General features: G+C 54.6%; 21 protein-coding genes and 4 pseudogenes. 10 read left to right on the forward strand and 15 right to left on the reverse strand.

All coding sequences use genetic code 11. The features are described from left to right. Positions 1-5 precede the first annotated feature (5 nt). The 11 genes and pseudogenes from ACUTSU_RS17140 to rpmH form a co-directional block, all read right to left on the reverse strand. Complete coding sequence (locus ACUTSU_RS17140; protein WP_445652610.1) at positions 6-572, reverse strand: NADPH-dependent FMN reductase; 567 nt, start codon at positions 570-572, stop codon at positions 6-8. A 174-nt stretch (positions 573-746) separates the two neighbouring features. After that, entirely contained in the window at positions 747-1,472 is a 726-nt protein-coding gene (locus ACUTSU_RS17145; protein WP_445652611.1) for a 4'-phosphopantetheinyl transferase family protein, read from the reverse strand. Between the two features lie 108 nt (positions 1,473-1,580). Then, positions 1,581-1,703, reverse strand: coding sequence for a hypothetical protein (locus tag ACUTSU_RS17150; protein WP_445654434.1), 123 nt, complete (start codon positions 1,701-1,703; stop codon positions 1,581-1,583). Positions 1,704-1,717: 14 nt separating this feature from the next. Then, positions 1,718-1,903: pseudogene (locus tag ACUTSU_RS17155) on the reverse strand (SidA/IucD/PvdA family monooxygenase); the annotation flags it as partial. 51 nt (positions 1,904-1,954) lie between these two features. Further along, positions 1,955-2,020 (reverse strand): annotated as a pseudogene (locus tag ACUTSU_RS17160) (SidA/IucD/PvdA family monooxygenase); the annotation flags it as partial. A gap of 133 nt (positions 2,021-2,153) precedes the next feature. Then, positions 2,154-2,954, reverse strand: coding sequence for an MBL fold metallo-hydrolase (locus tag ACUTSU_RS17165; protein ID WP_445652613.1), 801 nt, complete (start codon positions 2,952-2,954; stop codon positions 2,154-2,156). A gap of 29 nt (positions 2,955-2,983) precedes the next feature. Next, positions 2,984-4,348: a tRNA uridine-5-carboxymethylaminomethyl(34) synthesis GTPase MnmE gene (gene mnmE / locus ACUTSU_RS17170; protein ID WP_445654435.1), complete on the reverse strand. Its 1,365-nt coding sequence runs from the start codon at positions 4,346-4,348 to the stop codon at positions 2,984-2,986. A 104-nt stretch (positions 4,349-4,452) separates the two neighbouring features. After that, a complete protein-coding gene (yidC, locus tag ACUTSU_RS17175) occupies positions 4,453-6,090 on the reverse strand; it encodes a membrane protein insertase YidC (protein ID WP_445652615.1) in 1,638 nt (545 codons plus the stop codon). Positions 6,091-6,092: 2 nt separating this feature from the next. After that, positions 6,093-6,350: a membrane protein insertion efficiency factor YidD gene (yidD, locus tag ACUTSU_RS17180; RefSeq protein WP_012004505.1), complete on the reverse strand. Its 258-nt coding sequence runs from the start codon at positions 6,348-6,350 to the stop codon at positions 6,093-6,095. After that, entirely contained in the window at positions 6,314-6,673 is a 360-nt protein-coding gene (gene rnpA, locus ACUTSU_RS17185; protein WP_025123954.1) for a ribonuclease P protein component, read from the reverse strand. The genes yidD and rnpA overlap by 37 nt, the downstream gene beginning before the upstream one ends. An 18-nt stretch (positions 6,674-6,691) precedes the next feature. Further along, positions 6,692-6,832, reverse strand: a complete 141-nt coding sequence (gene rpmH / locus ACUTSU_RS17190) for a 50S ribosomal protein L34 (protein ID WP_000831330.1) — start codon at positions 6,830-6,832, stop codon at positions 6,692-6,694. A 682-nt stretch (positions 6,833-7,514) separates the two neighbouring features. Between rpmH and dnaA the strand changes: the two genes are divergently transcribed. The 5 genes from dnaA to yidA all read left to right on the forward strand — a co-directional run bounded on the left by dnaA (position 7,515) and on the right by yidA (position 14,628). Further along, positions 7,515-8,906: a chromosomal replication initiator protein DnaA gene (gene dnaA / locus ACUTSU_RS17195; protein ID WP_445652616.1), complete on the forward strand. Its 1,392-nt coding sequence runs from the start codon at positions 7,515-7,517 to the stop codon at positions 8,904-8,906. A 4-nt stretch (positions 8,907-8,910) separates the two neighbouring features. After that, positions 8,911-10,011, forward strand: coding sequence for a DNA polymerase III subunit beta (gene dnaN / locus ACUTSU_RS17200; RefSeq protein WP_445652617.1), 1,101 nt, complete (start codon positions 8,911-8,913; stop codon positions 10,009-10,011). Between the two features lie 161 nt (positions 10,012-10,172). Further along, a complete protein-coding gene (gene recF, locus ACUTSU_RS17205) occupies positions 10,173-11,258 on the forward strand; it encodes a DNA replication/repair protein RecF (protein ID WP_445652618.1) in 1,086 nt (361 codons plus the stop codon). A gap of 18 nt (positions 11,259-11,276) precedes the next feature. After that, positions 11,277-13,691: a DNA topoisomerase (ATP-hydrolyzing) subunit B gene (gene gyrB, locus ACUTSU_RS17210; RefSeq protein WP_445652619.1), complete on the forward strand. Its 2,415-nt coding sequence runs from the start codon at positions 11,277-11,279 to the stop codon at positions 13,689-13,691. Positions 13,692-13,812: 121 nt separating this feature from the next. Further along, complete coding sequence (gene yidA / locus ACUTSU_RS17215) at positions 13,813-14,628, forward strand: sugar-phosphatase (protein WP_445652620.1); 816 nt, start codon at positions 13,813-13,815, stop codon at positions 14,626-14,628. Positions 14,629-14,784: 156 nt separating this feature from the next. Here the strand turns inward: yidA and ACUTSU_RS17220 are convergent. From ACUTSU_RS17220 to ACUTSU_RS17230, 3 genes and pseudogenes are all read right to left on the reverse strand, one after another. Further along, positions 14,785-14,895, reverse strand: a pseudogene (locus ACUTSU_RS17220) (ornithine cyclodeaminase family protein); the annotation flags it as partial. Continuing rightward, positions 14,882-15,850 (reverse strand): threonine/serine dehydratase, encoded by a 969-nt coding sequence (locus ACUTSU_RS17225; protein WP_445652621.1) that lies wholly within the window; start codon positions 15,848-15,850, stop codon positions 14,882-14,884. The gene ACUTSU_RS17225 and the pseudogene ACUTSU_RS17220, both read right to left, overlap by 14 nt. Continuing rightward, positions 15,847-16,452, reverse strand: a complete 606-nt coding sequence (locus tag ACUTSU_RS17230; RefSeq protein WP_445654436.1) for a helix-turn-helix transcriptional regulator — start codon at positions 16,450-16,452, stop codon at positions 15,847-15,849. Before ACUTSU_RS17230 ends, ACUTSU_RS17225 begins: the two co-directional genes overlap by 4 nt. Before the next feature lie 429 nt (positions 16,453-16,881). On the opposite strand from ACUTSU_RS17230, the pseudogene ACUTSU_RS17235 reads away from it, so the two are divergent. Continuing rightward, positions 16,882-16,992 (forward strand): annotated as a pseudogene (locus tag ACUTSU_RS17235) (hypothetical protein); the annotation flags it as partial. 46 nt (positions 16,993-17,038) lie between these two features. Beyond that, positions 17,039-18,319 (forward strand): DUF3748 domain-containing protein, encoded by a 1,281-nt coding sequence (locus tag ACUTSU_RS17240; RefSeq protein ID WP_445654437.1) that lies wholly within the window; start codon positions 17,039-17,041, stop codon positions 18,317-18,319. Between the two features lie 34 nt (positions 18,320-18,353). Here the strand turns inward: ACUTSU_RS17240 and ACUTSU_RS17245 are convergent, their stop codons facing one another. After that, positions 18,354-18,698 (reverse strand): YceK/YidQ family lipoprotein, encoded by a 345-nt coding sequence (locus tag ACUTSU_RS17245; protein WP_445652623.1) that lies wholly within the window; start codon positions 18,696-18,698, stop codon positions 18,354-18,356. A 304-nt stretch (positions 18,699-19,002) separates the two neighbouring features. Here ACUTSU_RS17245 and ibpA point away from each other — a divergent pair, with 304 nt between their 5' ends. The 3 genes from ibpA (at position 19,003) to ACUTSU_RS17260 (ending at position 21,981) form a co-directional block, all read left to right on the forward strand. Further along, positions 19,003-19,416, forward strand: a complete 414-nt coding sequence (gene ibpA, locus ACUTSU_RS17250) for a small heat shock chaperone IbpA (protein WP_445652624.1) — start codon at positions 19,003-19,005, stop codon at positions 19,414-19,416. 310 nt (positions 19,417-19,726) lie between these two features. Then, positions 19,727-20,155 (forward strand): small heat shock chaperone IbpB, encoded by a 429-nt coding sequence (ibpB, locus tag ACUTSU_RS17255; protein WP_135314580.1) that lies wholly within the window; start codon positions 19,727-19,729, stop codon positions 20,153-20,155. Positions 20,156-20,322: 167 nt separating this feature from the next. Then, a complete protein-coding gene (locus ACUTSU_RS17260) occupies positions 20,323-21,981 on the forward strand; it encodes a putative transporter (RefSeq protein WP_445652625.1) in 1,659 nt (552 codons plus the stop codon). The last annotated feature ends 53 nt before the right edge of the window (positions 21,982-22,034 follow it).

Here is a 22,034-nt window from a genome sequence, read left to right on the forward strand (position 1 = left end):
GACATTTATTTCAGACGACGAATATAGTCGCTGAAGGTGGACAGTTGTCCGGTCAGGAAGTCTAAGGTTCCCTGATCGATCAGTTCCTCAGCCTGCGCGTCCACTTTGTTCTGGATCACGCCGCCCATAAACTCCGGCTTGTTCATCACCATCGCATCGAGGAACACCAGGATCTGGCGCAGATGATATTGGCAGCGCGCGCCGCCAATCGGCCCCATGGAACTGGTCTGGATCGCCACCGGTTTACCGGCTAACGGCTGATTCGGCAGGCGGGACAGCCAATCGATGGCATTTTTTAACCCGCCAGGTACCGAATAGTTATATTCCGGGGTCACGATGATCACGCCGTCGGCCTGGCGGATTTGCTCGGCAATGGCTTCCACCGAGGCGGGGAAACCCTCTTCTTGTTGTACATCGGCATCGTACAGCGGAATATCACGGATAGAGGGAAGTGCTTCGATGGTGACACCCTGTGGCGCAAGACCGGGCAAGGCGCGGGCTACCATGGCGTTGTAAGAGCCTTTGCGCAAACTGCCGAGCAGGGTGACGATTTTTAATGCTTGGTCTGACATGGTGATTCTCCCTTTCGAATGAACAGATTCAGCCTGGAACACCTTGAGATACTAAGGCAAAGAGAGCGGTGATAATAGATGATTACTGAATAATTGGCTGAATTTGCATTTTTATGCAGAAATTTATTCGTTAAAGAAAGTTTTATCTTACAGATTAGCCATAAAACGCGGATGTTAGCGTTGGAGCGCCAGGCTGGTTAGTTTTACAAAGCGGGTGGAGAGCGCAGGGGCTCGCGGGGAGATTTCGCCGTGCCTATGCAGGCCTTTACCCGCTTCGTATTGCCAGCAGATTAAGCGCTCCAGGCTGGGTTCACGTGCGCAAGCCCAACTCAGGTATTCGTCGGCATCGCTCATCACATGAACCTGAGGAGTGATGCTGGAGCGCAAATGACCGGAAAAAGGGTGCAGCAGCAGCGTCGATTGCCCGCTGTTACCCAGGCCGGAAAGCTTCAGCACGCTCTGGCGAATGCTCCACAGTTGGGTTTCCGCCTCCAGCCGGTCGTACTGCGCGTTGATCCAGGCGTTTTCTGCCGGCGTTTGGTATTGGTGTTGCAGCTCCCTATGTTGCCCAGCACGGGCACGCATCACTTCGATATCCAGACCTACCTTGCCTTCCTGGCTGAGTAAAACCCCCACCGTATCGCTGGCATAGGCCAGGCTGAAATCGGGCAGGTGATTATCGACGAAACAGGGGCGTCCGGTGGGGGTGGTGGCGAGAGCCGGCAATGTCGAAAAGCCATAAAGATAAAACATCAGCTCTGCGAGCAGGATGCGCCCCTGTAGGAAGCGCTGGCGGCGTTTAACGGAAAAAGCAGCGGTTGCAGCAACGACCTCGGCGGATAATCTCCGGGTATCCAGTGCGGGGGATGTGGGGATCCATCGGGCAAAATGACATGCCATTATTCACTCCGTGACAGAGGGGGCGCTGAAAACGCTAGGGAGTTAGATTAAGCATAAGTCGAGGATTTATCATTAAAAAACAGTATGCGTTTTATCCTATTTATCTGACTAAGCAATATCATTGTCCGGAGATGCATCACTCCACCATTGGATCATCGATGCGTTCGGCGTCAAATCAAAATGGGGTTTGCCGAGCAGGTGATTGAGGATGCGGGCCGAGCGCCAGGCCATCAGGCTGAGTCCTCCTCCGGAGTGAAGTCTTCATTGGTGAAGGCGGACTCGTCCAACGGCTGGAAATTCGGCCGACGAGAAATCCAGTCCAGCTGTGCGGCTTCTCCCCAATTGCCGCGTAGTGCGTTCAGGAAAATATCTGCACCACTTTGGCCTCCCCCGACAACGGTTACCCGCTTACCGGTCAGATCCGGGTTGCGATGCCAACGGAAGCTGGCGTTTCGATCGAGAAAGGTATAATTGAGTATGCCACTTTCATAGGCCAGGGCGGCCAGACTGAGGTTGAAAGGGCCAAGGCCGACACCCAGTAAATCCAGTGGTTAGTTCATTTTTTCTTATCTCTCCCGATAAAAATCGCTGAGATAAGCTTAGGTGAGTTTTGACAAGGTAGGGGAGATAGCGGACCTTGTTCTGCGGTATGGCGGTGAAAACGAATGTGCTTGTTGGCGTTTATCCCAGAACCAAGGTATCGCCCGTCGCCGGCGCTACCCCCTCCGGTAACCACAGCTTCCCCCATGTGCCAGTACAATGGCAGCCCATGAGCTTATCGGGTTTTTGCTGATTCAGAAATTGCCTGACCTGCCATATCAGGCGCGGTGAGGCGCAGCGCAGATGGAAACCACCGATCAACGCATGGATCTTATTGACCCCGGTTATCTTTTGACAGTGACGCACGATGTTAATGATCCCACGATGTCCACAGCCGGTAATTATCACCAACCCACGATCGGACTTATAAATCAGCACTCCCTCGTCGATAACGTAATCTACAGCCTCAGTTTTACCTCCTATCACGCCATAGGCTTTCGGCTTGGCCACCGCGATCTCCCCTGACCACATAAAGCGTTCGCTGATATGCAGCGGCTTACGGCTGTACTCCATACGATGGCGGGAGTAATCGATATCCAGCGATAACTTTTTGATTTTCTGACTATGGCCAAGCAGTTTCACCGCCGAATAGCGCTCATCGGCGATTTGCGGATGGCAAATGATGCGGCTGTTATCGGGTAGCCAGGGGACGCCGCCGCAGTGGTCATAATGGCCATGCGACAGCACCGTAGCGGTTAACCCGGAAAGATCGACGCCCATCAGCTCTGCGTTATGCAGAAAACTGCCATCGGGGCCGGTATCGAACAAAACCGAGTCCGTTTCATCCTCAATCAACAGGCTGAGCCCGGCCTTCACCAGCAGCGATTTATCCATGCCGGTGGCGCGGCGGTTTTCCAGTAACACCCTGAGAGTTAATGCCATGTATGCTCTTTCCTTAGAGGGATGATGGTTTACTTACCGATACAGAAGCTGGAGAAAATGCGTCCCAGCAGGTCGTCAGAGGTAAATTCGCCGGTGATTTCACTCAGCGCTTGCTGCGCCAGGCGTAATTCTTCGGCCAACAGCTCCCCCGCGTAAGCGCTCACTAACTGTTCTTTGCCCTCAACCAGATGCTGAGCCGCTTGCTCAAGCGCCTGCAGGTGGCGACGGCGTGCCAGGAAGCCGCCTTCCATATTGCTGGTGAAGCCCATGCTTTGCTTCAGGTGGTCACGCAGCAGATCGATGCCTTCACCAGTACGTGCCGAAAGGCGAATAAGTGAGTGACCATTCACTTCTGTCATGCCCAGTGTTTCACCAGTGATGTCGGCTTTGTTGCGCACCACGGTGATCGGTAGACGATTTGGCAGGCGGGCCATAAACTCTGGCCAAATCTCAGCCGGTTCGGTGGCTGCGGTGGTGGTGCCGTCGACCATAAACAGTACGCGATCCGCCTGTTCGATCTCATTCCATGCACGTTCGATACCAATGCGTTCAACTTCGTCGATAGCTTCACGCAGGCCGGCGGTGTCGATGATGTGCAGTGGCATGCCGTCGATGTGAATATGTTCGCGCAAGACGTCGCGGGTGGTACCGGCGATATCGGTAACAATCGCCGCTTCGCGGCCGGCCAATGCGTTCAGCAGGCTGGATTTACCGGCGTTTGGCCGCCCGGCGATCACCACCTTCATCCCTTCACGCAGCAGGCTGCCCTGGCGCGCTTCGGCGCGGACGCTGGCAAGAAAGGCCATAACGCCGTTGAGCTGCGCTTCGATTTTACCGTCAGACAGGAAGTCGATTTCCTCATCGGGGAAGTCGATGGCCGCTTCTACGTAGATTCGCAGGTGAGTAAGTGCTTCCACAAGTTGGTGGATGCGGGTGGAAAAAGCCCCCTGCAGCGAGTTCATGGCTGAGCGCGCCGCCTGCTCGGAACTGGCATCGATCAGGTCGGCAATCGCCTCGGCCTGTGCCAAATCCAGCTTGTCGTTGAGGAATGCGCGTTCGGAAAACTCGCCGGGCCGCGCGATACGCATGCCTGGCAGCGCCAACACGCGTTTGAGCAGCAGATCGAGGATCACCGGCCCGCCATGGCCTTGCAGCTCCAGCACGTCTTCGCCGGTAAACGAATTAGGGCCCGGGAACCACAGTGCGATGCCCTGATCCAGGGTGGCACCTGCGGCATCTCGGAATGGCAGGTAATCGGCGTAACGTGGCTTGGGTAGCTTACCGAGCAAAGCCTGGGCGACGTCTTTGGCGCCACGGCCGGAAATACGCAGAATGCCGACGCCGCCGCGTCCCGGCGGGGTGGCTTGGGCTACGATGGTATCGGTGGTGCTCATAGTGATTCTCTTCTCTGACAATTCAATATGCAAAAAGGCGGTCTAATGACCGCCTCCTATTCTATCGCAGCAAGGGTTCAGCGCGCCGAACCCTTACAATACGCTTAGGTCTTTTTCTTGTCGCGGCTGTGTAAACCACGTTTTTCCAGGCCGCGGTAAATCAACTGCTGCTGGAGGATGGTCACCAGGTTACTGACGATGTAGTACAGCACCAGACCGGACGGGAACCACAGGAAGAACACTGTGAAGATCACCGGCATGAAGGTCATGATTTTCTGCTGCATCGGATCAGTCACGGTGGTCGGCGACATCTTCTGAATGAAGAACATCGTCACGCCCATCAGGATTGGCAAGATGTAGTACGGGTCTTGCGCCGACAGGTCGTGGATCCACAGAGCGAACGGCGCATGGCGAAGCTCAACTGAGCCCATCAACATGTAGTACAGCGCCAGGAAGATTGGCATCTGGATAACCAGCGGCAGACAACCCCCCAACGGATTCACTTTCTCAGACTTGTACAGCGCCATCATTTCCTGGCTCATGCGCTGTTTGTCATCACCGATACGCTCACGCATCGCCTGCAGTTTTGGCTGCAGCATGCGCATTTTCGCCATCGAGGTGTACTGCGCTTTAGTCAGCGGGTACATGATGCCGCGCACGATGAAGGTGATGATGATAATTGAGAAGCCCCAGTTACCGATAAAGCCGTGGATGAACTTCAGCAGTTTGAACAGCGGCTGGGAGATGAACCACAACCAACCGTAATCCACGGTCAGGTCCAGGTGCGGCGCCAGTTGGGCCATCTGATCCTGCAGCTCCGGGCCAACCCACAGGGTGGCGTTCAGTTGCTGCTGCGCACCAGGCTGCACCACTACCGGAGTAGATTTGAAGCCGATGGTAGACAGGTTGTCGCCTGGCTTGGCGGTATAGAAGGTATTGCTACCCTGAGTTGCCGGCACCCACGCGGTGGCGAAGTATTGTTGCAGCATTGCAACCCAACCGCCCTGGGTGGTCACGCTCAGGTTCTCGTCCTTATCGAACGCATACTTCTGATATTTGTCTTCGCTGGAAGAGTACGCCGCGCCACGGAAGGTGTGCAGGGCAAAGTTGTTGCTGCCGGTATCACGGTGCTTAGGCAGCTCAGTGGTCTGCTTCAGTTGGCCGAACAGGGTCAGTTCCAGCGGAGTGGTGCTTTTGTTGTCGATGTTGTAGTCAACGGCAACCGCGTAATGATTACGCTTGAGCACGAAAGTCTTGGTGTAGATTGCGCCGTCTTTACCGGTAAAGGTCAGTGGGATGCGCAACTCTTCCTGGCCTTCCGGCAGGGTGTAGCTGTCCTGCGCCGCCTGGAACAGAGGACGTTCGCCGTTTGCCGGGTTATCCGGACCGTTTCTGCCGGTCAGGCCGCTTTGCGCCTGATAAACAAATGCCGGTGTGGTTTCCAGCAGCTGGAATGGCGTCGATGAACCCAGAGTGTCCGGGTAGGCCAACAGTTTAGCCTGCTCGATATCACCACCACGGGTGTTGATGGTCAGCGACAGCACGTCAGTGTTTACGGTAATCAGTTTACCTTGGCCACTGGCTGGAACTGCTGAGCTTGCGGCATCACCGGTAGCAGGGTTCGAAGTCTGTTGCGTGGTCTGCGCGACTGGTTGCGGAGCGTTGTCCGTTTGCCAGGCTTGCCAGATCATGAAAGACACGAACAGCAGAGCGATGAGGAGAAGATTGCGTTGCGAATCCATCGTTAGTGTTCTCTGTTATCGTCGGGTTTCGGCGGCACGGGATCATCGCCACCTGGGTTCAAGGGGTGGCATTTTAATACGCGTTTCAATGCTAACCAACTGCCTTTTATCATGCCAAACCTGCTTAATGCCTCAATTGCGTAATGAGAGCATGTCGGCTGGAAGCGACAACGAGGCCCAAGCAGCGGACTGATGACGAGCTGGTAAGCCCGCACCAGCCCGATCAGGATGCGGGAGCCTGGCGACAGTGGCGACGCCATAATTTTTCCAAAGCTTCCGTCAGTGCACGGTTATCCAAATCCGCTATCCCTTTTTTGGCCACCACGACAAAATCCATCGCCGGTAATTCGTGCTGAAGTAAACGGAAGCTTTCGCGGGTTAGGCGTTTGATCCGGTTGCGTTCATGCGCGCGTTTGACGTGTTTTTTGGCGACGGTAAGACCGATGCGGGGATGCCCCAGCTGGTTCAGGCGGCCGAGGATGGTGATTTGCGGCGTGCCAGCCCGTTGTGGCTGCTGGAAGACGAAAGTGAAGTGAGTGGGAGTTAACAAACGTAACTCCCTGGGAAAAGCGAGCTTAACCACTCAGCGGGTTAGCTTTTATTACTTAGAAACAGTCAGACGAGCACGGCCTTTCGCACGACGGCGGGCCAGAACTTGACGACCATTTTTGGTGGCCATACGAGCACGGAAGCCGTGGCTACGGTTACGCTTCAATACGGACGGTTGGAAAGTGCGTTTCATGGCGATTTCTACCTAAACTTAAAATAATTACTGATCAGTAAACGCGTTTGGCTATTCGGCGTGAAGACCACCGACGCCTCAATCGCAATATATAAAGAGGCGGGATTGTAATAATTGTACAGTCCTGAGTCAATTCACATTGCGCTAGCCTACCTGGTTGTCTGCCAATTTGGAGTAAAATCCGGTATTGGCCCGTGGTCACCGCAGAATCCTGTCCGGTTAATGACACACCATTAAGGAACCAGGTACACACGTAGGGCGAAGATTATACGGACTCGGGGGTAAATCGCAAGGATCCCGATGCGATCCTTGGGGGTAAAGCCAAGGATCCGGCGTGGATAACAGGGTATAACCGGTTGACAATGTAAAAAATACCTTTCCGCAGACGGGTTTTTGCCTGCAATTGAGCGAGGCTGGCGAAAAGATCGCCGCAGGCCGGGGCCTGTGGATAAAATGGATCTAATCTGTGATGAAGAGGAGGATCTCTTGCGCGGATTGCGCTATGATCCGTCATTCCGATCGCGATCTCTCAAGCGGGGATCGTGAGGGACATAAACCGTGAAAGGCGGTTCGCATCCCCCACAGGCAAACAGCCGATGCCGGGTATGTGTCAAAAATCATGAGTTATAAAAAATTAGCCTGATTCTTTTCTTTTATTGATCTTGTTCGAGTGGAGTCCGCCGTGTCACTTTCGCTTTGGCAGCAGTGTCTTGCCCGATTGCAGGATGAGTTACCTGCCACAGAATTTAGTATGTGGATACGCCCATTGCAGGCGGAACTGAGTGACAACACCCTGGCGCTTTATGCGCCCAATCGTTTTGTGCTGGATTGGGTTCGCGATAAGTACTTAAACAATATCAATGGCCTGTTGAATGATTTCTGCGGTACGGATGCCCCATTGTTGCGTTTTGAAGTGGGCAGTAAACCTCTCTCCCAAATCATCAGCCAGACCGTCGCTGCCAGCGTCAGTGCACCCAGCGCGCCCATAGTGCGTGTTGCCGCGCCTTCCCGCCCAAGCTGGGACAACGCAGCGCCGCAACCTGAACTTTCTTACCGCTCCAACGTTAATCCAAAGCACACCTTTGATAACTTTGTTGAGGGTAAATCCAACCAGTTGGCGCGCGCGGCGGCCCGTCAGGTGGCCGATAACCCGGGTGGTGCCTATAACCCGCTGTTCCTTTATGGCGGCACCGGTCTGGGTAAAACTCACCTGTTGCACGCGGTGGGTAACGGCATCATGGCACGCAAGGCCAACGCCAAAGTGGTCTATATGCACTCTGAACGCTTTGTGCAGGACATGGTCAAAGCCTTGCAGAACAATGCCATTGAAGAATTTAAGCGTTATTACCGTTCGGTCGATGCGCTGCTGATCGATGACATCCAATTTTTTGCCAACAAAGAGCGTTCGCAGGAAGAGTTCTTCCATACCTTTAACGCCCTGTTGGAAGGCAATCAGCAGATTATCCTGACCTCAGACCGTTATCCGAAAGAGATTAACGGCGTGGAAGATCGTCTGAAATCCCGCTTCGGTTGGGGACTGACGGTTGCGATCGAACCGCCGGAGCTGGAAACCCGCGTAGCGATCCTGATGAAAAAGGCCGACGAGAATAATATCCGTCTGCCAGGTGAAGTGGCGTTCTTTATCGCCAAGCGCCTGCGTTCCAACGTGCGTGAGCTCGAAGGGGCGTTGAACCGCGTGATCGCCAACGCAAACTTTACCGGCCGTGCCATTACCATTGATTTCGTGCGTGAAGCGCTGCGCGATCTGCTGGCACTGCAGGAAAAGCTGGTCACCATCGATAATATTCAAAAGACGGTGGCAGAATACTATAAAATTAAAATCGCTGATTTGTTGTCCAAGCGGCGCTCGCGTTCCGTTGCCCGTCCCCGCCAAATGGCGATGGCGCTGGCAAAAGAGCTCACCAACCACAGCCTGCCAGAAATCGGCGATGCGTTTGGTGGCCGCGACCATACCACGGTGTTGCACGCCTGCCGGAAGATCGAGCAGTTGCGTGAGGAAAGTCACGACATCAAAGAAGATTTCTCCAATTTAATCAGAACATTATCTTCCTAGCGCTATGAAATTTATCGTTGAACGTGAGCATCTGCTAAAACCACTGCAACAGGTGAGCAGCCCGCTGGGCGGCCGCCCAACGCTGCCAATTCTGGGTAACCTGCTGTTGCAGGTGACGGAAGGCAGCCTGCTGTTGACTGGCACCGATCTGGAGATGGAGATGGTGGCACGCGTTGCCCTGTCCCAACCTCATGAGGTGGGCGCGACTACCGTCCCCGCGCGTAAATTATTTGATATCTGCCGTGGCTTGCCCGAAGGGGCTGAGATCACTGTGACGCTGGAAGGCGAGCGTATGCTGGTGCGTTCCGGCCGCAGTCGCTTCTCTCTTTCTACGTTGCCGGCGGTGGATTTCCCGAACCTGGACGACTGGCAGAGTGAAGTTGAATTTTCTCTGCCGCAGGCGACCCTGAAGCGCCTGATCGAAGCCACGCAGTTCTCGATGGCTCATCAGGACGTGCGCTACTACTTAAACGGCATGTTGTTCGAAACCGAAGGTGAAGAACTGCGTACCGTGGCGACTGATGGTCACCGCCTGGCGGTGTGCTCAATGCCGATCGGTCAGCAATTGCCATCGCATTCGGTGATCGTGCCGCGTAAAGGGGTGATGGAGCTGGTGCGTCTGCTGGACGGTGGCGATACGCTGCTGCAGCTGCAGATCGGCAGTAACAACATTCGCGCCCACGTCGGTGACTTTATCTTCACCTCCAAGCTGGTTGATGGCCGTTTCCCTGACTATCGTCGCGTATTGCCGAAGAACCCGGACAAAACGCTGGAAGCCGGTTGCGATCTGCTCAAGCAGGCGTTTGCTCGTGCGGCCATTTTGTCGAACGAGAAGTTCCGTGGCGTGCGCCTGTATGTCAGTCAAAACCAACTCAAGATCACCGCCAACAACCCTGAACAGGAAGAGGCGGAAGAGATCCTCGATGTCAGCTACGACGGCACCGAGATGGAAATTGGTTTCAACGTCAGCTACGTGCTGGACGTATTGAACGCGCTCAAGTGTGAAGATGTGCGCCTGCTGCTGACCGACTCGGTTTCCAGCGTGCAGATCGAAGACGGTGCCAGTAAGTCTGCGGCCTATGTCGTCATGCCAATGCGGTTGTGATCGATATCCGGGCTATCTTGCTTGCCATTTTACGCTTGGGCAGTGCTCGCAATCCTCACGTACTCTGTGTACGCTCCGGTTGCTGTGCGCTGTCCGCACGTAAACTGCCAGCGCCGATAACGCCCTCACATTGAGCGTAATTTCCCGGTGATGGAATTGGCATGGCATTAACGCGTTTACTGATTAAAGATTTCCGCAATATTGAAGCGGCGGATTTGGCTCTGGCGCCGGGATTCAACTTCCTGGTGGGTGCCAATGGCAGCGGAAAGACCAGCGTGCTTGAGGCGGTGTATACCCTTGGGCACGGGCGGGCGTTTCGCAGCCTGCAGGCTGGGCGGGTGATCCGCCACGACAAGCCTGAGTTTATTTTGCACGGCCGTATTGACGGTGCAGAGCGTGAAATATCCGTAGGATTAAGCAAGAGCCGTCAGGGGGACAGCAAGGTGCGTATCGATGGCAGCGACGGCCACAAAGTGGCTGAACTGGCGCAGCTATTGCCGATGCAACTGATTACCCCCGAAGGTTTTACCCTGCTAAACGGTGGGCCGAAATTCCGGCGTGCCTTCCTGGACTGGGGCTGTTTTCATAACGAACCCGGTTTTTTCACCGCCTGGAGCAACCTGAAACGGTTACTGAAGCAGCGCAATGCCGCGCTGCGCCAGGTCAGTCGCTATGCGCAGATCCGCGCCTGGGATCAGGAATTGATCCCGTTGGCCGAGCGTATCAGCGAGTGGCGGGCAGCATACAGCGACGCGATTGCCGCGGATATTACCGCGACGTGCGCGCAGTTTTTGCCCGAATTTGCCCTGAGTTTCTCTTTCCAGCGTGGCTGGGACAAAGAGAGCGACTACGGAGAGCTGCTGGAGCGCCAGTTTGAGCGTGACAGAGCGTTAACCTATACCGCGGTGGGGCCGCATAAAGCGGACTTTCGCATTCGTGCCGACGGCACGCCGGTAGAGGATTTGTTATCGCGCGGTCAGTTGAAGTTGCTGATGTGCGCGTTGCGCTTAGCGCAGGGTGAGTTTCTCACCCGGCAGAGCGGGCGGCGTTGCCTGTATCTGATTGATGATTTTGCCTCCGAGCTGGACACCGGCCGTCGCCGGTTGCTGGCCGATCGCCTGAAAGCCACCCAGGCCCAGGTCTTTGTCAGTGCCGTAAGTGCTGAACAAGTGACCGATATGGCCGGTGAAAAGGGCAAGATGTTCCGCGTGGAACAAGGTAAAATAGAGGTTCAACCACAGGACTAAAATGAGCGAGAAACGTTGATGTCGAATTCTTATGACTCCTCAAGTATCAAGGTATTAAAAGGGCTGGACGCGGTGCGTAAGCGCCCGGGCATGTATATCGGCGACACCGATGATGGCACCGGTCTGCACCACATGGTATTCGAGGTTGTGGACAACGCTATCGACGAAGCACTCGCTGGCCACTGTAGTGACATCCAGGTGACCATCCATGCCGACAACTCCGTTTCGGTACAGGATGACGGTCGTGGTATCCCGACCGGTATTCACGAAGAGGAAGGGGTTTCTGCGGCGCAGGTGATCATGACCGTGCTGCATGCCGGCGGCAAATTTGATGACAACTCCTACAAGGTTTCCGGCGGTCTGCACGGCGTGGGCGTTTCTGTCGTTAACGCCCTGTCCGAGAAGCTGGAACTGGTTATCCGTCGTGAAGGCAAGGTGCACGAACAAACCTACGCCATGGGCGAACCACAGGCGCCGCTGAAAGTGGTCGGTGAAACCGATCAGACCGGTACCACGGTGCGTTTCTGGCCGAGCTATGAAACCTTCACCAACAATACCGAATTTGAGTACGACATTCTGGCCAAGCGCCTGCGCGAACTCTCATTCCTGAACTCTGGCGTGTCTATCCGCCTGAAAGACAAACGCACGGACAAAGAAGACCACTTCCACTACGAAGGCGGTATCAAGGCGTTTGTTGAGTACCTGAACAAAAACAAAACCCCGATTCATCCAAACGTGTTCTATTTCTCAACCGTGAAAGACGATATCGGTGTAGAAGTGGCGCTGCAGTGGAACGACGGTTTCCAGGAAAATATCTACTGCTTCACCAACAACATCCCACAGCGTGATGGGGGTACCCATCTGGTCGGTTTCCGTACCGCGATGACCCGTACCCTGAACAGCTACATGGATAAAGAAGGCTACAGCAAAAAAGCCAAAATCAGTGCCACCGGTGACGATGCGCGCGAAGGTTTGATTGCCGTGGTTTCGGTGAAAGTTCCGGATCCCAAGTTCTCTTCTCAGACCAAAGACAAGCTGGTTTCTTCCGAGGTAAAAACCGCGGTTGAGACACTGATGAACGAAAAGCTGGTCGATTATCTGATGGAAAACCCGGGCGATGCGAAAATTGTCGTCGGTAAAATCATCGATGCGGCTCGTGCCCGTGAAGCGGCGCGTAAAGCGCGTGAAATGACCCGTCGTAAAGGCGCATTGGATTTGGCTGGCCTGCCGGGCAAACTGGCGGATTGCCAGGAACGCGATCCGGCGCTGTCCGAACTGTACCTGGTGGAAGGGGACTCAGCGGGCGGCTCTGCCAAGCAGGGGCGTAACCGTAAGAACCAGGCAATCTTGCCGTTGAAAGGTAAAATCCTTAACGTTGAGAAAGCACGCTTCGACAAGATGCTGTCTTCGCAGGAAGTGGCGACGCTGATCACCGCGCTGGGCTGCGGCATTGGCCGCGATGAGTACAACCCGGACAAACTGCGTTACCACAACATCATCATCATGACCGATGCCGACGTCGATGGCTCGCACATCCGTACGCTGCTGTTGACCTTCTTCTACCGTCAGATGCCGGAAATCATCGAGCGCGGCCACGTTTTCATTGCTCAGCCGCCGCTGTACAAGGTGAAAAAAGGCAAGCAGGAACAGTACATCAAAGATGACGAAGCGATGGATCAGTACCAAATCGCCATCGCGATGGACGGCGCAACCCTGCACACCAACGGAGCCGCCCCAGCACTTGCCGGTGAGCCATTGGAAAAACTGGTTGCGGAGCACTACAGTGTGCAGAAGCTGATCGGTCGTATGGAGCGCCGCTACCCGCGTGCACTGCTGAACAACCTGATCTACCAGCCAACTTTGGCAGAGGGCGATCTGAGCGATCAGACCAAGGTTAAGACCTGGATTGATTCACTGGTGAAATTGCTGAACGACAAAGAACAGCACGGCAGCAGCTATGACTCGGTTCTCTTTGAGAACCGTGAGCGCCAGATGTTTGAGCCGGTACTGCGCATCCGTACCCACGGTGTGGATACCGACTACGCGCTGGACTTCGATTTCATCCACGGCGGCGAATACCGCAAAATCTGCGTGCTGGGTGAGAAACTGCGCGGCCTGATCGAAGAAGATGCCTTCATCGAACGTGGTGAGCGTCGTCAGCCGATTGAAAGCTTCGAGCAGGCATTGGAGTGGCTGGTGAAAGAGTCACGCCGTGGGCTGGCAGTACAGCGTTATAAAGGTCTGGGTGAAATGAACCCAGAGCAGCTGTGGGAAACCACCATGGATCCGGAAAGTCGTCGCATGCTGCGCGTGACCGTGAAGGACGCCATTGCTGCTGACCAACTGTTTACCACCCTGATGGGTGATGCAGTTGAGCCTCGCCGGGCCTTTATCGAAGAAAATGCCCTGAAAGCGGCAAATATCGATATCTAACGCATTGATGGCCATGAAAATCCGCGCCGGGTGACTTGCGCGGATTTTTTTACGCCTTTTTGGCGCTGACAGCGTGGGCTGAAACGCGTTAGCATGGGAAAAACCACTGGGAGAAGCTCGAATGGCTATTGAACTGATCGCGATTGATATGGATGGCACGTTGCTTAATCCGCAGCACCAGATAACGCCTGCGGTGAAGCAGGCCATTACCGAGGCGCGCCGCAAAGGGGTGCATGTGGTGCTGGCAACCGGGCGGCCCTATGTCGGCGTGCAGGACTATCTGCGACAGTTGGATATTCAGGGGCCCGGTGATTTCTGTATTACCTATAACGGCGCACTGGTTTTACAGGCGGCAGACGGTGCCTGTACCCTGCAGGAAACGCTGGGTTTTGAGGATTATCTCTATTTCGAGCAGATGGCCCGCGAACTGGGCGTCCATTACCAGGCATTTGATTTTGACACTTTGTACACCCCGAACAAGGATATCGGCAAATACACCGTGCATGAGTCGGAGATGACCGGTATTCCGCTGAAGTACCGCAGCGTGGAAGAAATGGATCGTCAGATTCGTTTCCCGAAAGTGATGATGATAGACGAGCCGGAACTTTTGGATCGCGCTATTGCGCGCATTCCTCCTGAGACTCGGGAGCGTTACACCATCATGAAAAGCGCGCCTTATTACCTGGAAATTCTGCACAAAAACGTCGATAAAGGTGCCGGAGTCAGAATGCTGGCAGAACACCTCGGTATTGCGCAGGAAAATGTGATGGCGTTGGGCGATCAGGCCAATGACACGGCGATGATCGAATACGCCGGCGTTGGCGTAGCGATGGGTAACGCTATCCCGGAACTGAAAGCGGTAGCGCAGTTTGTTACCAGCACCAATACTGAAGACGGTGTAGCCCGCGCGATCGAGAAGTTTGTGCTGAATGCCTGACAGTGATTCGATTTACAGGGGCGCAGTCGCGCCCTAAAAACATTCTATATCCAAGCCAAAATACCCTTCACAATCTGTACGTCCTGAATCGCCAGCCCGGTCAGATCGGCCGCCAGCTCCTGCTTGCCCTGGGCGTCAGCGACGACGGCGGTGATGTGGGTACTGCACCTGCTGTTGGGAATAGGCAATAAATCCCTGTTTTAGTAACAATGTGACGGCATCTGCATCGAAAGCTTCAAGGATCTGCCGTTTATTAATGATTTTCATCGGCGATTGCCTTGAGGTATTTCTCCAGCACAATGTTTTTCCCGCACAGTACCACCGCCACTTTTTTGCCCTGGAATTCCGGTGCCAGTTTGATGGCAGCGGCCAAGGCCACTCCGGCAGCACCTTCAATAATCCAGCGATCGCTGGTGGCAATCTGGCGCATGGCCTGTTTGATTTCCGCTTCACTGACCAATACTTTGCGGTTAATCACCTGCTGACACAGTGGGAAGGTGATCGCTCCAGGCTCAACGCCGCCAGCGGTTCCATCTGACAGCGTGTCCTGTTCTTCCACCGGATAGATATGGCCCGCCTGCAGTGCGCTATACATGCTGGTGGCATTTTCCGGCCAGCAGGCAATCAGTTGGGTTTTCGGCGACAATTGCTGCAAAACGGTACCAATTCCTGAAATATAACCACCGCCACCCACGGCAACAAACACCGCATCCAAATCTGCTTGCTGCTCTACCAACTCCATGCCGCAGGTGCCCTGACCGGCAATCACCTGTGGGTCGTTATAGGGTGAGATATAGACTTTGCCTTGCTCAGTGGCTGCCTTTTCTCCCGCCTGCTCAGCATTCAGTGCGTCGCCCGGTATCAGTTCCACTTTGCCACCCAGCGCACGGATGGTCTCGAGTTTGATCGCTGCCGCCGTTTCCGGGGCATACACCGTCACGCTGACACCCATCAGTTTGCCTGCCAGCGCGACGGCCTGGCCGTGGTTCCCGGTCGAGGCGGCGATCACTCCATGGCTGCGCTGTTGCTCATTCAGCAACCGCAGTTTGTTGCTGGCACCACGAAATTTGAAAGAGCCAGTATGCTGCAGATGGTCGCATTTCAGATATAGCTCGCAACCCAACTGCTGTGACAGCAATACGCTGTGTTCCAGCGGGGTCACGCGAACCTGCGGGCGCAAATGCTGATGGGCGGAAACAATCGCGTCAAATAGCTGACTCATACAGACTCCTTTATATTTTTCAAATAGTTGTAAACGGTAGCACGGCCGATACCAAGGATCTTGGCGACATAGCCGGCGGCGTTTTTTCCTTTGAAAGCCCCCTGGTGATAGAGCGCCTCCACCATTGCCCGCTTGCCCGCACCGTTAAGGGTACCGAGCGTTTGTTGACGTTGTTGCAACCATTGGTGAATGAAGGTGTTGATGCGTTCCTGCCAGTCATCCTGGAACAGCACGTCCGGCTGTGGTTGCAGGGCATTGCCACCCAGGAAGACTTCCAGCGCGGCTTTGGCGCTTTCCAGCACGGTGATATCAAGATTGATGCACAACAGGCCAATGGGGGCACCGTTATCGTCGCGCAATACCGCACTGATAGAACGCAGTTGGCTGCCATCCCAATTGCGCTTCAGATAGGGGCCGATCACCTGCAAGCCTTGATCGCCCTGTAACTCGCTCAGGTTGGAGTCTTCGCCCAGCTCACGTTGCGAGCGGTTATTGCTGATGTAAACCAGCTTCTGGCTGGCGAGATCATGAAGTGCCACTTCGGCGTAAGGGGCAAACAACAGCGTAATGGCATCGGCGATGGCTTGGTAACGACTCAGCATGGTGATCTTTCATTTGGATTTAAAAATCCAATTTAGAATTAATTTTCCAAAATGTAAATCGTGATGTTCTTCTGGCTGATGTTTTTTTGTTATCCATCTTGTATTACAAGATCCGATTTCGTGTCTACAATGATCAACGACCTATTAAATAATCCATTAGCTAGATTTTAATACTCAATAGCGAACCAGGTCGGTTAACCCGATGAAAACACCACTGCTGCATGATTTTTCGGGAGCAGATTGTGCAGAAATGAATATATTTCTCAGGGGGATGAATCATGGATACCAGTATCGACTCCACGACAATCAAAAAAATGAACCGGCGTATTATTCCATTTATTAAGCTGCTTTATCTTCTTGCATAATAGACAGATCTAATATTTCCATTGTCGCGTTGCCGATGAATGCCGATGAATGCCGATTTGGCGCTTAGCGCAGGATTATGGTTTTGCACCCTCACTGATTTATATCGCCGTTGTGGCGTTACTCGGCGGGTTGTCGTATCTGCTGTTGGTGGGTGATGTGAAACGCGTCGGCTGATCCGGTAAGATGGCGGCTCAGTGCCAGCATGAGCAGGGGAGCCGCCATGAGCCATCGGGAAAAACAGCTGACTTTTGATCCACGTGGGCATCAGCTAACCAATATTAACGTCTGGACGCCGGACAGCCAGTGGCTGGCTTACGACGTACGCCCGAGCGGCGCTTCTTTCACCGGCCTGAGCATTGAACGGGTGAACGTCGACAGCGGCGTGGTAGAAGTGGTTTACCGTGCCCAGCACGGTGCTCACGTGGGCGTGGTGACTGTCAGCCCGGACGCGCCGGCCCGATATGCTTTTATTCACGGCCCCGAGCACCCTGATAGCGTTTGGCATTACGATTTTCACCATCGCCGTGGGGTAATTGTCAGCGAACCGGATCGCGAACTTGCCATTACCCTCGATGCGATGGATATCACCGCGCCCTATACCCCCGGTGCACTGCGTGGCGGCACTCACGTGCATGTGTTTAGTCCGGACGGCAGCCGCCTGAGCTTTACTTATAATGACCATGTGATGCATGAACTGGACCCGGCGCTGGATCTGCGCAACGTGGGGGTAGCCGTGCCATTACAGGGCGTGAATCCTCCCAAGCAGCATCCGCGTGAATATGACGGCAGCCATTACTGCGTGTTAGTCAGCGAGACCACGCCACACCCGCAGCCGGGCAGTGACCAAATTAATCGCGCCTACGAAGAGGGCTGGGTTGGCCTGGGCGGTTATACCCGGCCTGATGGGCGGCAACAGCGCTGGGCGCTGGCGTTTATCGGCGATACCATTTCCAGCAGCGGTGAAAAGCTGCCTGAGGTGTTTATCGTTGATCTGCCGCAGGATGATGCCGATTACGCCAAAGCCGGTGCCCGGCCGTTGCAAGGCACCGCCACTCATTTACCTGCCCCCCCGCTGGGGGTATGCCAACGTCGGCTGACCTTTACCGGCCAGCGACGTTTCCCCGGTGTGGCGACCACTCCCCGCCACTGGCTGCGCAGCTCACCCGACGGCAGTATGATTGCCTGCCTGATGAAGGATGACGCGGGTGTGGTACAGCTGTGGGTGGTCTCACCCAACGGCGGAGACCCGCGTCAGGTCACTCATGGTGAACAGGGTATTCAATCGGCGTTCAGTTGGCATCCGCAGGGCGGTCGTATCGCGCTGGTGTGTGATAACAGCCTGATGTTATGTGAGGTAGCCAGCGGACGGATGCAGCGCCTGACGCGGCGAACGGCGTTACCGCCTTCGGGGGACGCTATTGTGTTCTCACCTGACGGTAGCAAGGTGGCGTTTATGCGAGAGGTCGGTGGATTCAGCCAGATTTTTGTGGCCGAGGTGTGAGCAACGGCGGGCGAACAGCCCGCATCAGAGTCGCTTAATGTGGGGCTGCAGTGGCGGCATGGGCAGGGTCACCGCTGGCGACCAGATTCTGCTCTTCGCCTCGCAAGATGCGTGCTCTCGGCGAGTCTGCGGTGCCGTCACTGCCGGAACGCATATAGTCGTAAGGTAGTAACACCGTGTCCATCACCGCCGAGAATGACAGATCCAGCGTCACCAGTGGGATCATCGCCCAACTGGTATTGTCGTCCCTCAGCACGTCCATGCTGGCACGGGTACCCGGATAGTAGCCCTGATTCGGGCCGGTGTGACTCATTACGCTGGAGCAGCCGTTGGTTGCTAACAGCATGCAACTGGTTGCTATGACTCTTATCGTTTTCATTATTCCATCCTGCAGGGTGCTGTTCTCCAAAATCTGCTGATCTCTAACATCTTGTGGATGTTTTAAAAGGAGCAAGCGCCCGCTCTGTGGCGGCCGTCTCAGTTTATTGTAAGGGATAAAAAAACTTTCGCTGCACTGATTATCATTTTTTTTATCATCGTCGCTTGAAATGGTGAAAGCCACCCCCATTTTCTTATCAGAAGCAAATTAAGAATTCGCCGTAAGGGAATTCTGATTATTTAGCCTGTCCATGATGGAAGGCCTAATTATTAAACCTCGCTGAAGTGCCTTAGGAGGCTGTTTTATGCGTAATTTCGATCTTTCTCCACTCTACCGTTCTGCTATTGGTTTTGACCGTTTGTTTAATGCGTTGGAGGCAGGCCAGAGCCAGGGTAATGGCGGCTACCCCCCTTATAACGTTGAGCTGGTGGATGAAAATCATTACCGCATCGCCATCGCGGTGGCAGGGTTTGCCGAGCAAGAACTCGAGATCACGACTCAGGATAACCTGTTGATTGTACGTGGTGCTCATAATCATGAACCTGCGGAAAGAACCTATTTATATCAAGGTATTGCTGAGCGAAACTTTGAACGTAAATTCCAGTTGGCCGAACATATCCAAATTAAAGGTGCCAAGTTGGAAAACGGCCTGTTGTATATCGATATGGAACGTATCGTGCCGGAAACATTAAAACCGCGCCGGATAGAAATTAAATAATTCTTATTTCATCGGCGGAATGAACCGCCGGTGCGATGAATGTTAGTTAACTTGCCTGCCGTCAGGGGGCACAGCTTAATTTACCCTATGAATTTCAAGTTACAGTTAGGCGACCAGCTCATTTAGCCCACGGAGCTTACTTTAGTAAGTGACTGGGATGACAAATCTGCCGGGAGCAGATTTGAACGCTGCTCGCAGCGGCCCCGAAGGGGTGTGGCTCATGGATGGGCCACATAGCCGAGTGCAGGTAACAACACTGTAGCTTGAAAGGCGACGGGTAAAGTCTCGCTTCATAGAAGGAGTTTATACTATGCGTAATTACGACTTATCCCCACTACTGCGTCAGTGGATCGGCTTTGACAAATTGGCCAGTTCAATGGGCGGCCAGGAGCCGCAAGGGTTCCCGCCATACAACATCGAGAAAAGCGACGATAACCACTACCGCATTTCTCTGGCGCTGGCCGGCTTCAAACAAAGCGAACTGGATATCGAAGTCGAAGGCCCACGCCTGACCGTGCGCGGTAAGCCGACACCGTCGGAAAAACAGGTGGAATATCTGCATCAGGGACTGGTGTGCAAAGAGTTCACACTGACCTTCACGCTGGCTGAGCATTTGCAGGTTTCCGAGGCCCAGTTTGAAAATGGCCTGCTGCATATCGATCTGGTTCGTCAAGTGCCGGAAGCCCTGCAGCCGCAGCGGATCGCCATTGGCACTACGCCAGGGCTGGAAGCTAAATAACAGACTGAGAAACAGTTAAATTTTCAGGGGGAAGTCCTAACGGGCTTCCCCCTTTGCTTTCTGTGGCACAAGCCACAGTCACCCTTTCCCGCCTGTGCCAAAATCCCTGTTAATTGTGTGACTTTAACCGCAAACCGGTTGTTAAACTTCTGGCAAGGATGTGAGTTATGAGCGAAATCGCCCTGACCGTCAGTATGTTGGCGTTGGTGGCCGTTCTCGGGTTGTGGATGGGTAACTGGAAAATCTATGGGGTAGGGCTGGGCATCGGCGGGGTGCTGTTCGGTGGCATTATCGTTGGGCATTTCGCCCAGAGCTGGCAGCTTAATCTTAATGGCGACATGCTGCACTTCATTCAGGAGTTTGGCCTGATCCTGTTTGTCTACACCATTGGCATTCAGGTCGGCCCGGGTTTCTTCTCTTCCTTGCGGGTATCGGGGCTGAGGCTCAACGGCTTTGCCATTTTACTGGTGCTGGTCGGTGGGCTGGTCGCGGCGGTAGTTCACAAGCTGTTTGCCGTGCCGTTGCCAATCATTCTCGGCGTGTTCTCCGGGGCGGTCACCAATACTCCTGCGCTCGGTGCTGGGCAGCAAATCCTGACCGATTTGGGTTCAGATCCGGCACTGGTCGATCGCATGGGTATGGGGTACGCCATGGCCTATCCGTTTGGCATCTGCGGCATTTTATTGGTGATGTGGCTGATACGCCTGTTTTTCCGCATTAATATCGAGCAAGAGGCGCAGGCGTTTGAAGGCAGCCTGGGCAACCAGCGTGAACTGCTGCACACCATGAACGTGGCGGTGCGTAACCCGAATCTGCAGGGAATGGCTATCAAAAATGTTCCGCTGCTGAACGGTGAGGACATCATCTGTTCTCGCCTGAAACGCGGCGATTTTCTGATGGTGCCGGCCCCGCTGGAGAGGCTGGAACTGGGCGATTACCTGCATCTGGTGGGCAAGCGCGAAAGCCTGGAAAATGCCCGGCTGGTGATTGGCGAAGAGGTCGACGTCTCGTTGTCAACGCGCGGTACAGAGCTGCAGGTGGTGAGAGCGGTGGTGACCAATGAGAAGGTGTTGGGCAGCAAAATCCGCGATCTGAACCTGAAGCAAAAATACGACGTGGTGATCTCGCGCCTCAACCGTGCCGGGGTCGAACTGGTGGCCGGCAGCAATGTGACCCTGCAATTTGGTGACATCCTCAATTTGGTGGGGCGGCCCGAATCTATCGAGGCGGTGGTGGCGATTGTCGGCAACGCCCAGCAGAAGCTCCAGCAGGTGCAAATGCTGCCGGTGTTTATCGGTATCGGCCTGGGCGTGTTGTTGGGATCCATCCCTCTGTTTATACCGGGCTTCCCGGCGGCATTGCGTCTGGGGCTGGCTGGTGGTCCACTGGTGGCGGCGCTGATCCTTGGGCGTATCGGCAGCATCGGCAAGCTGTACTGGTTTATGCCGCCCAGTGCCAATCTGGCGTTGCGTGAGTTGGGGATTGTGCTGTTTCTGGCGGTGGTCGGGCTGAAGTCGGGCGGCAACTTTGTCGATACGCTGATTAATGGTGAAGGGCTGGCATGGATTGGCTACGGTGCGCTGATTACCGCGATCCCTCTGTTTAGCGTGGGCGTACTGGCGCGCACGGTGGGCAAGATGAACTACCTGACGCTGTCTGGCATGCTGGCAGGGTCAATGACCGATCCGCCGGCGTTGGCCTTCGCTAATGGCTTGCACCCGACCAGCGGCGCTGCCGCGCTGTCTTACGCTACGGTTTATCCTTTGGCGATGTTCCTGCGCATCATGTCGCCGCAGTTGCTGGCGGTATTGTTCTGGGCGATGTAAAAAACTGGGCGATGTAACACGACGGGGCGCCGCCTGGACGCCCCATCTCAACG

This window comes from Serratia sp. NA_13 (assembly GCF_052691735.1).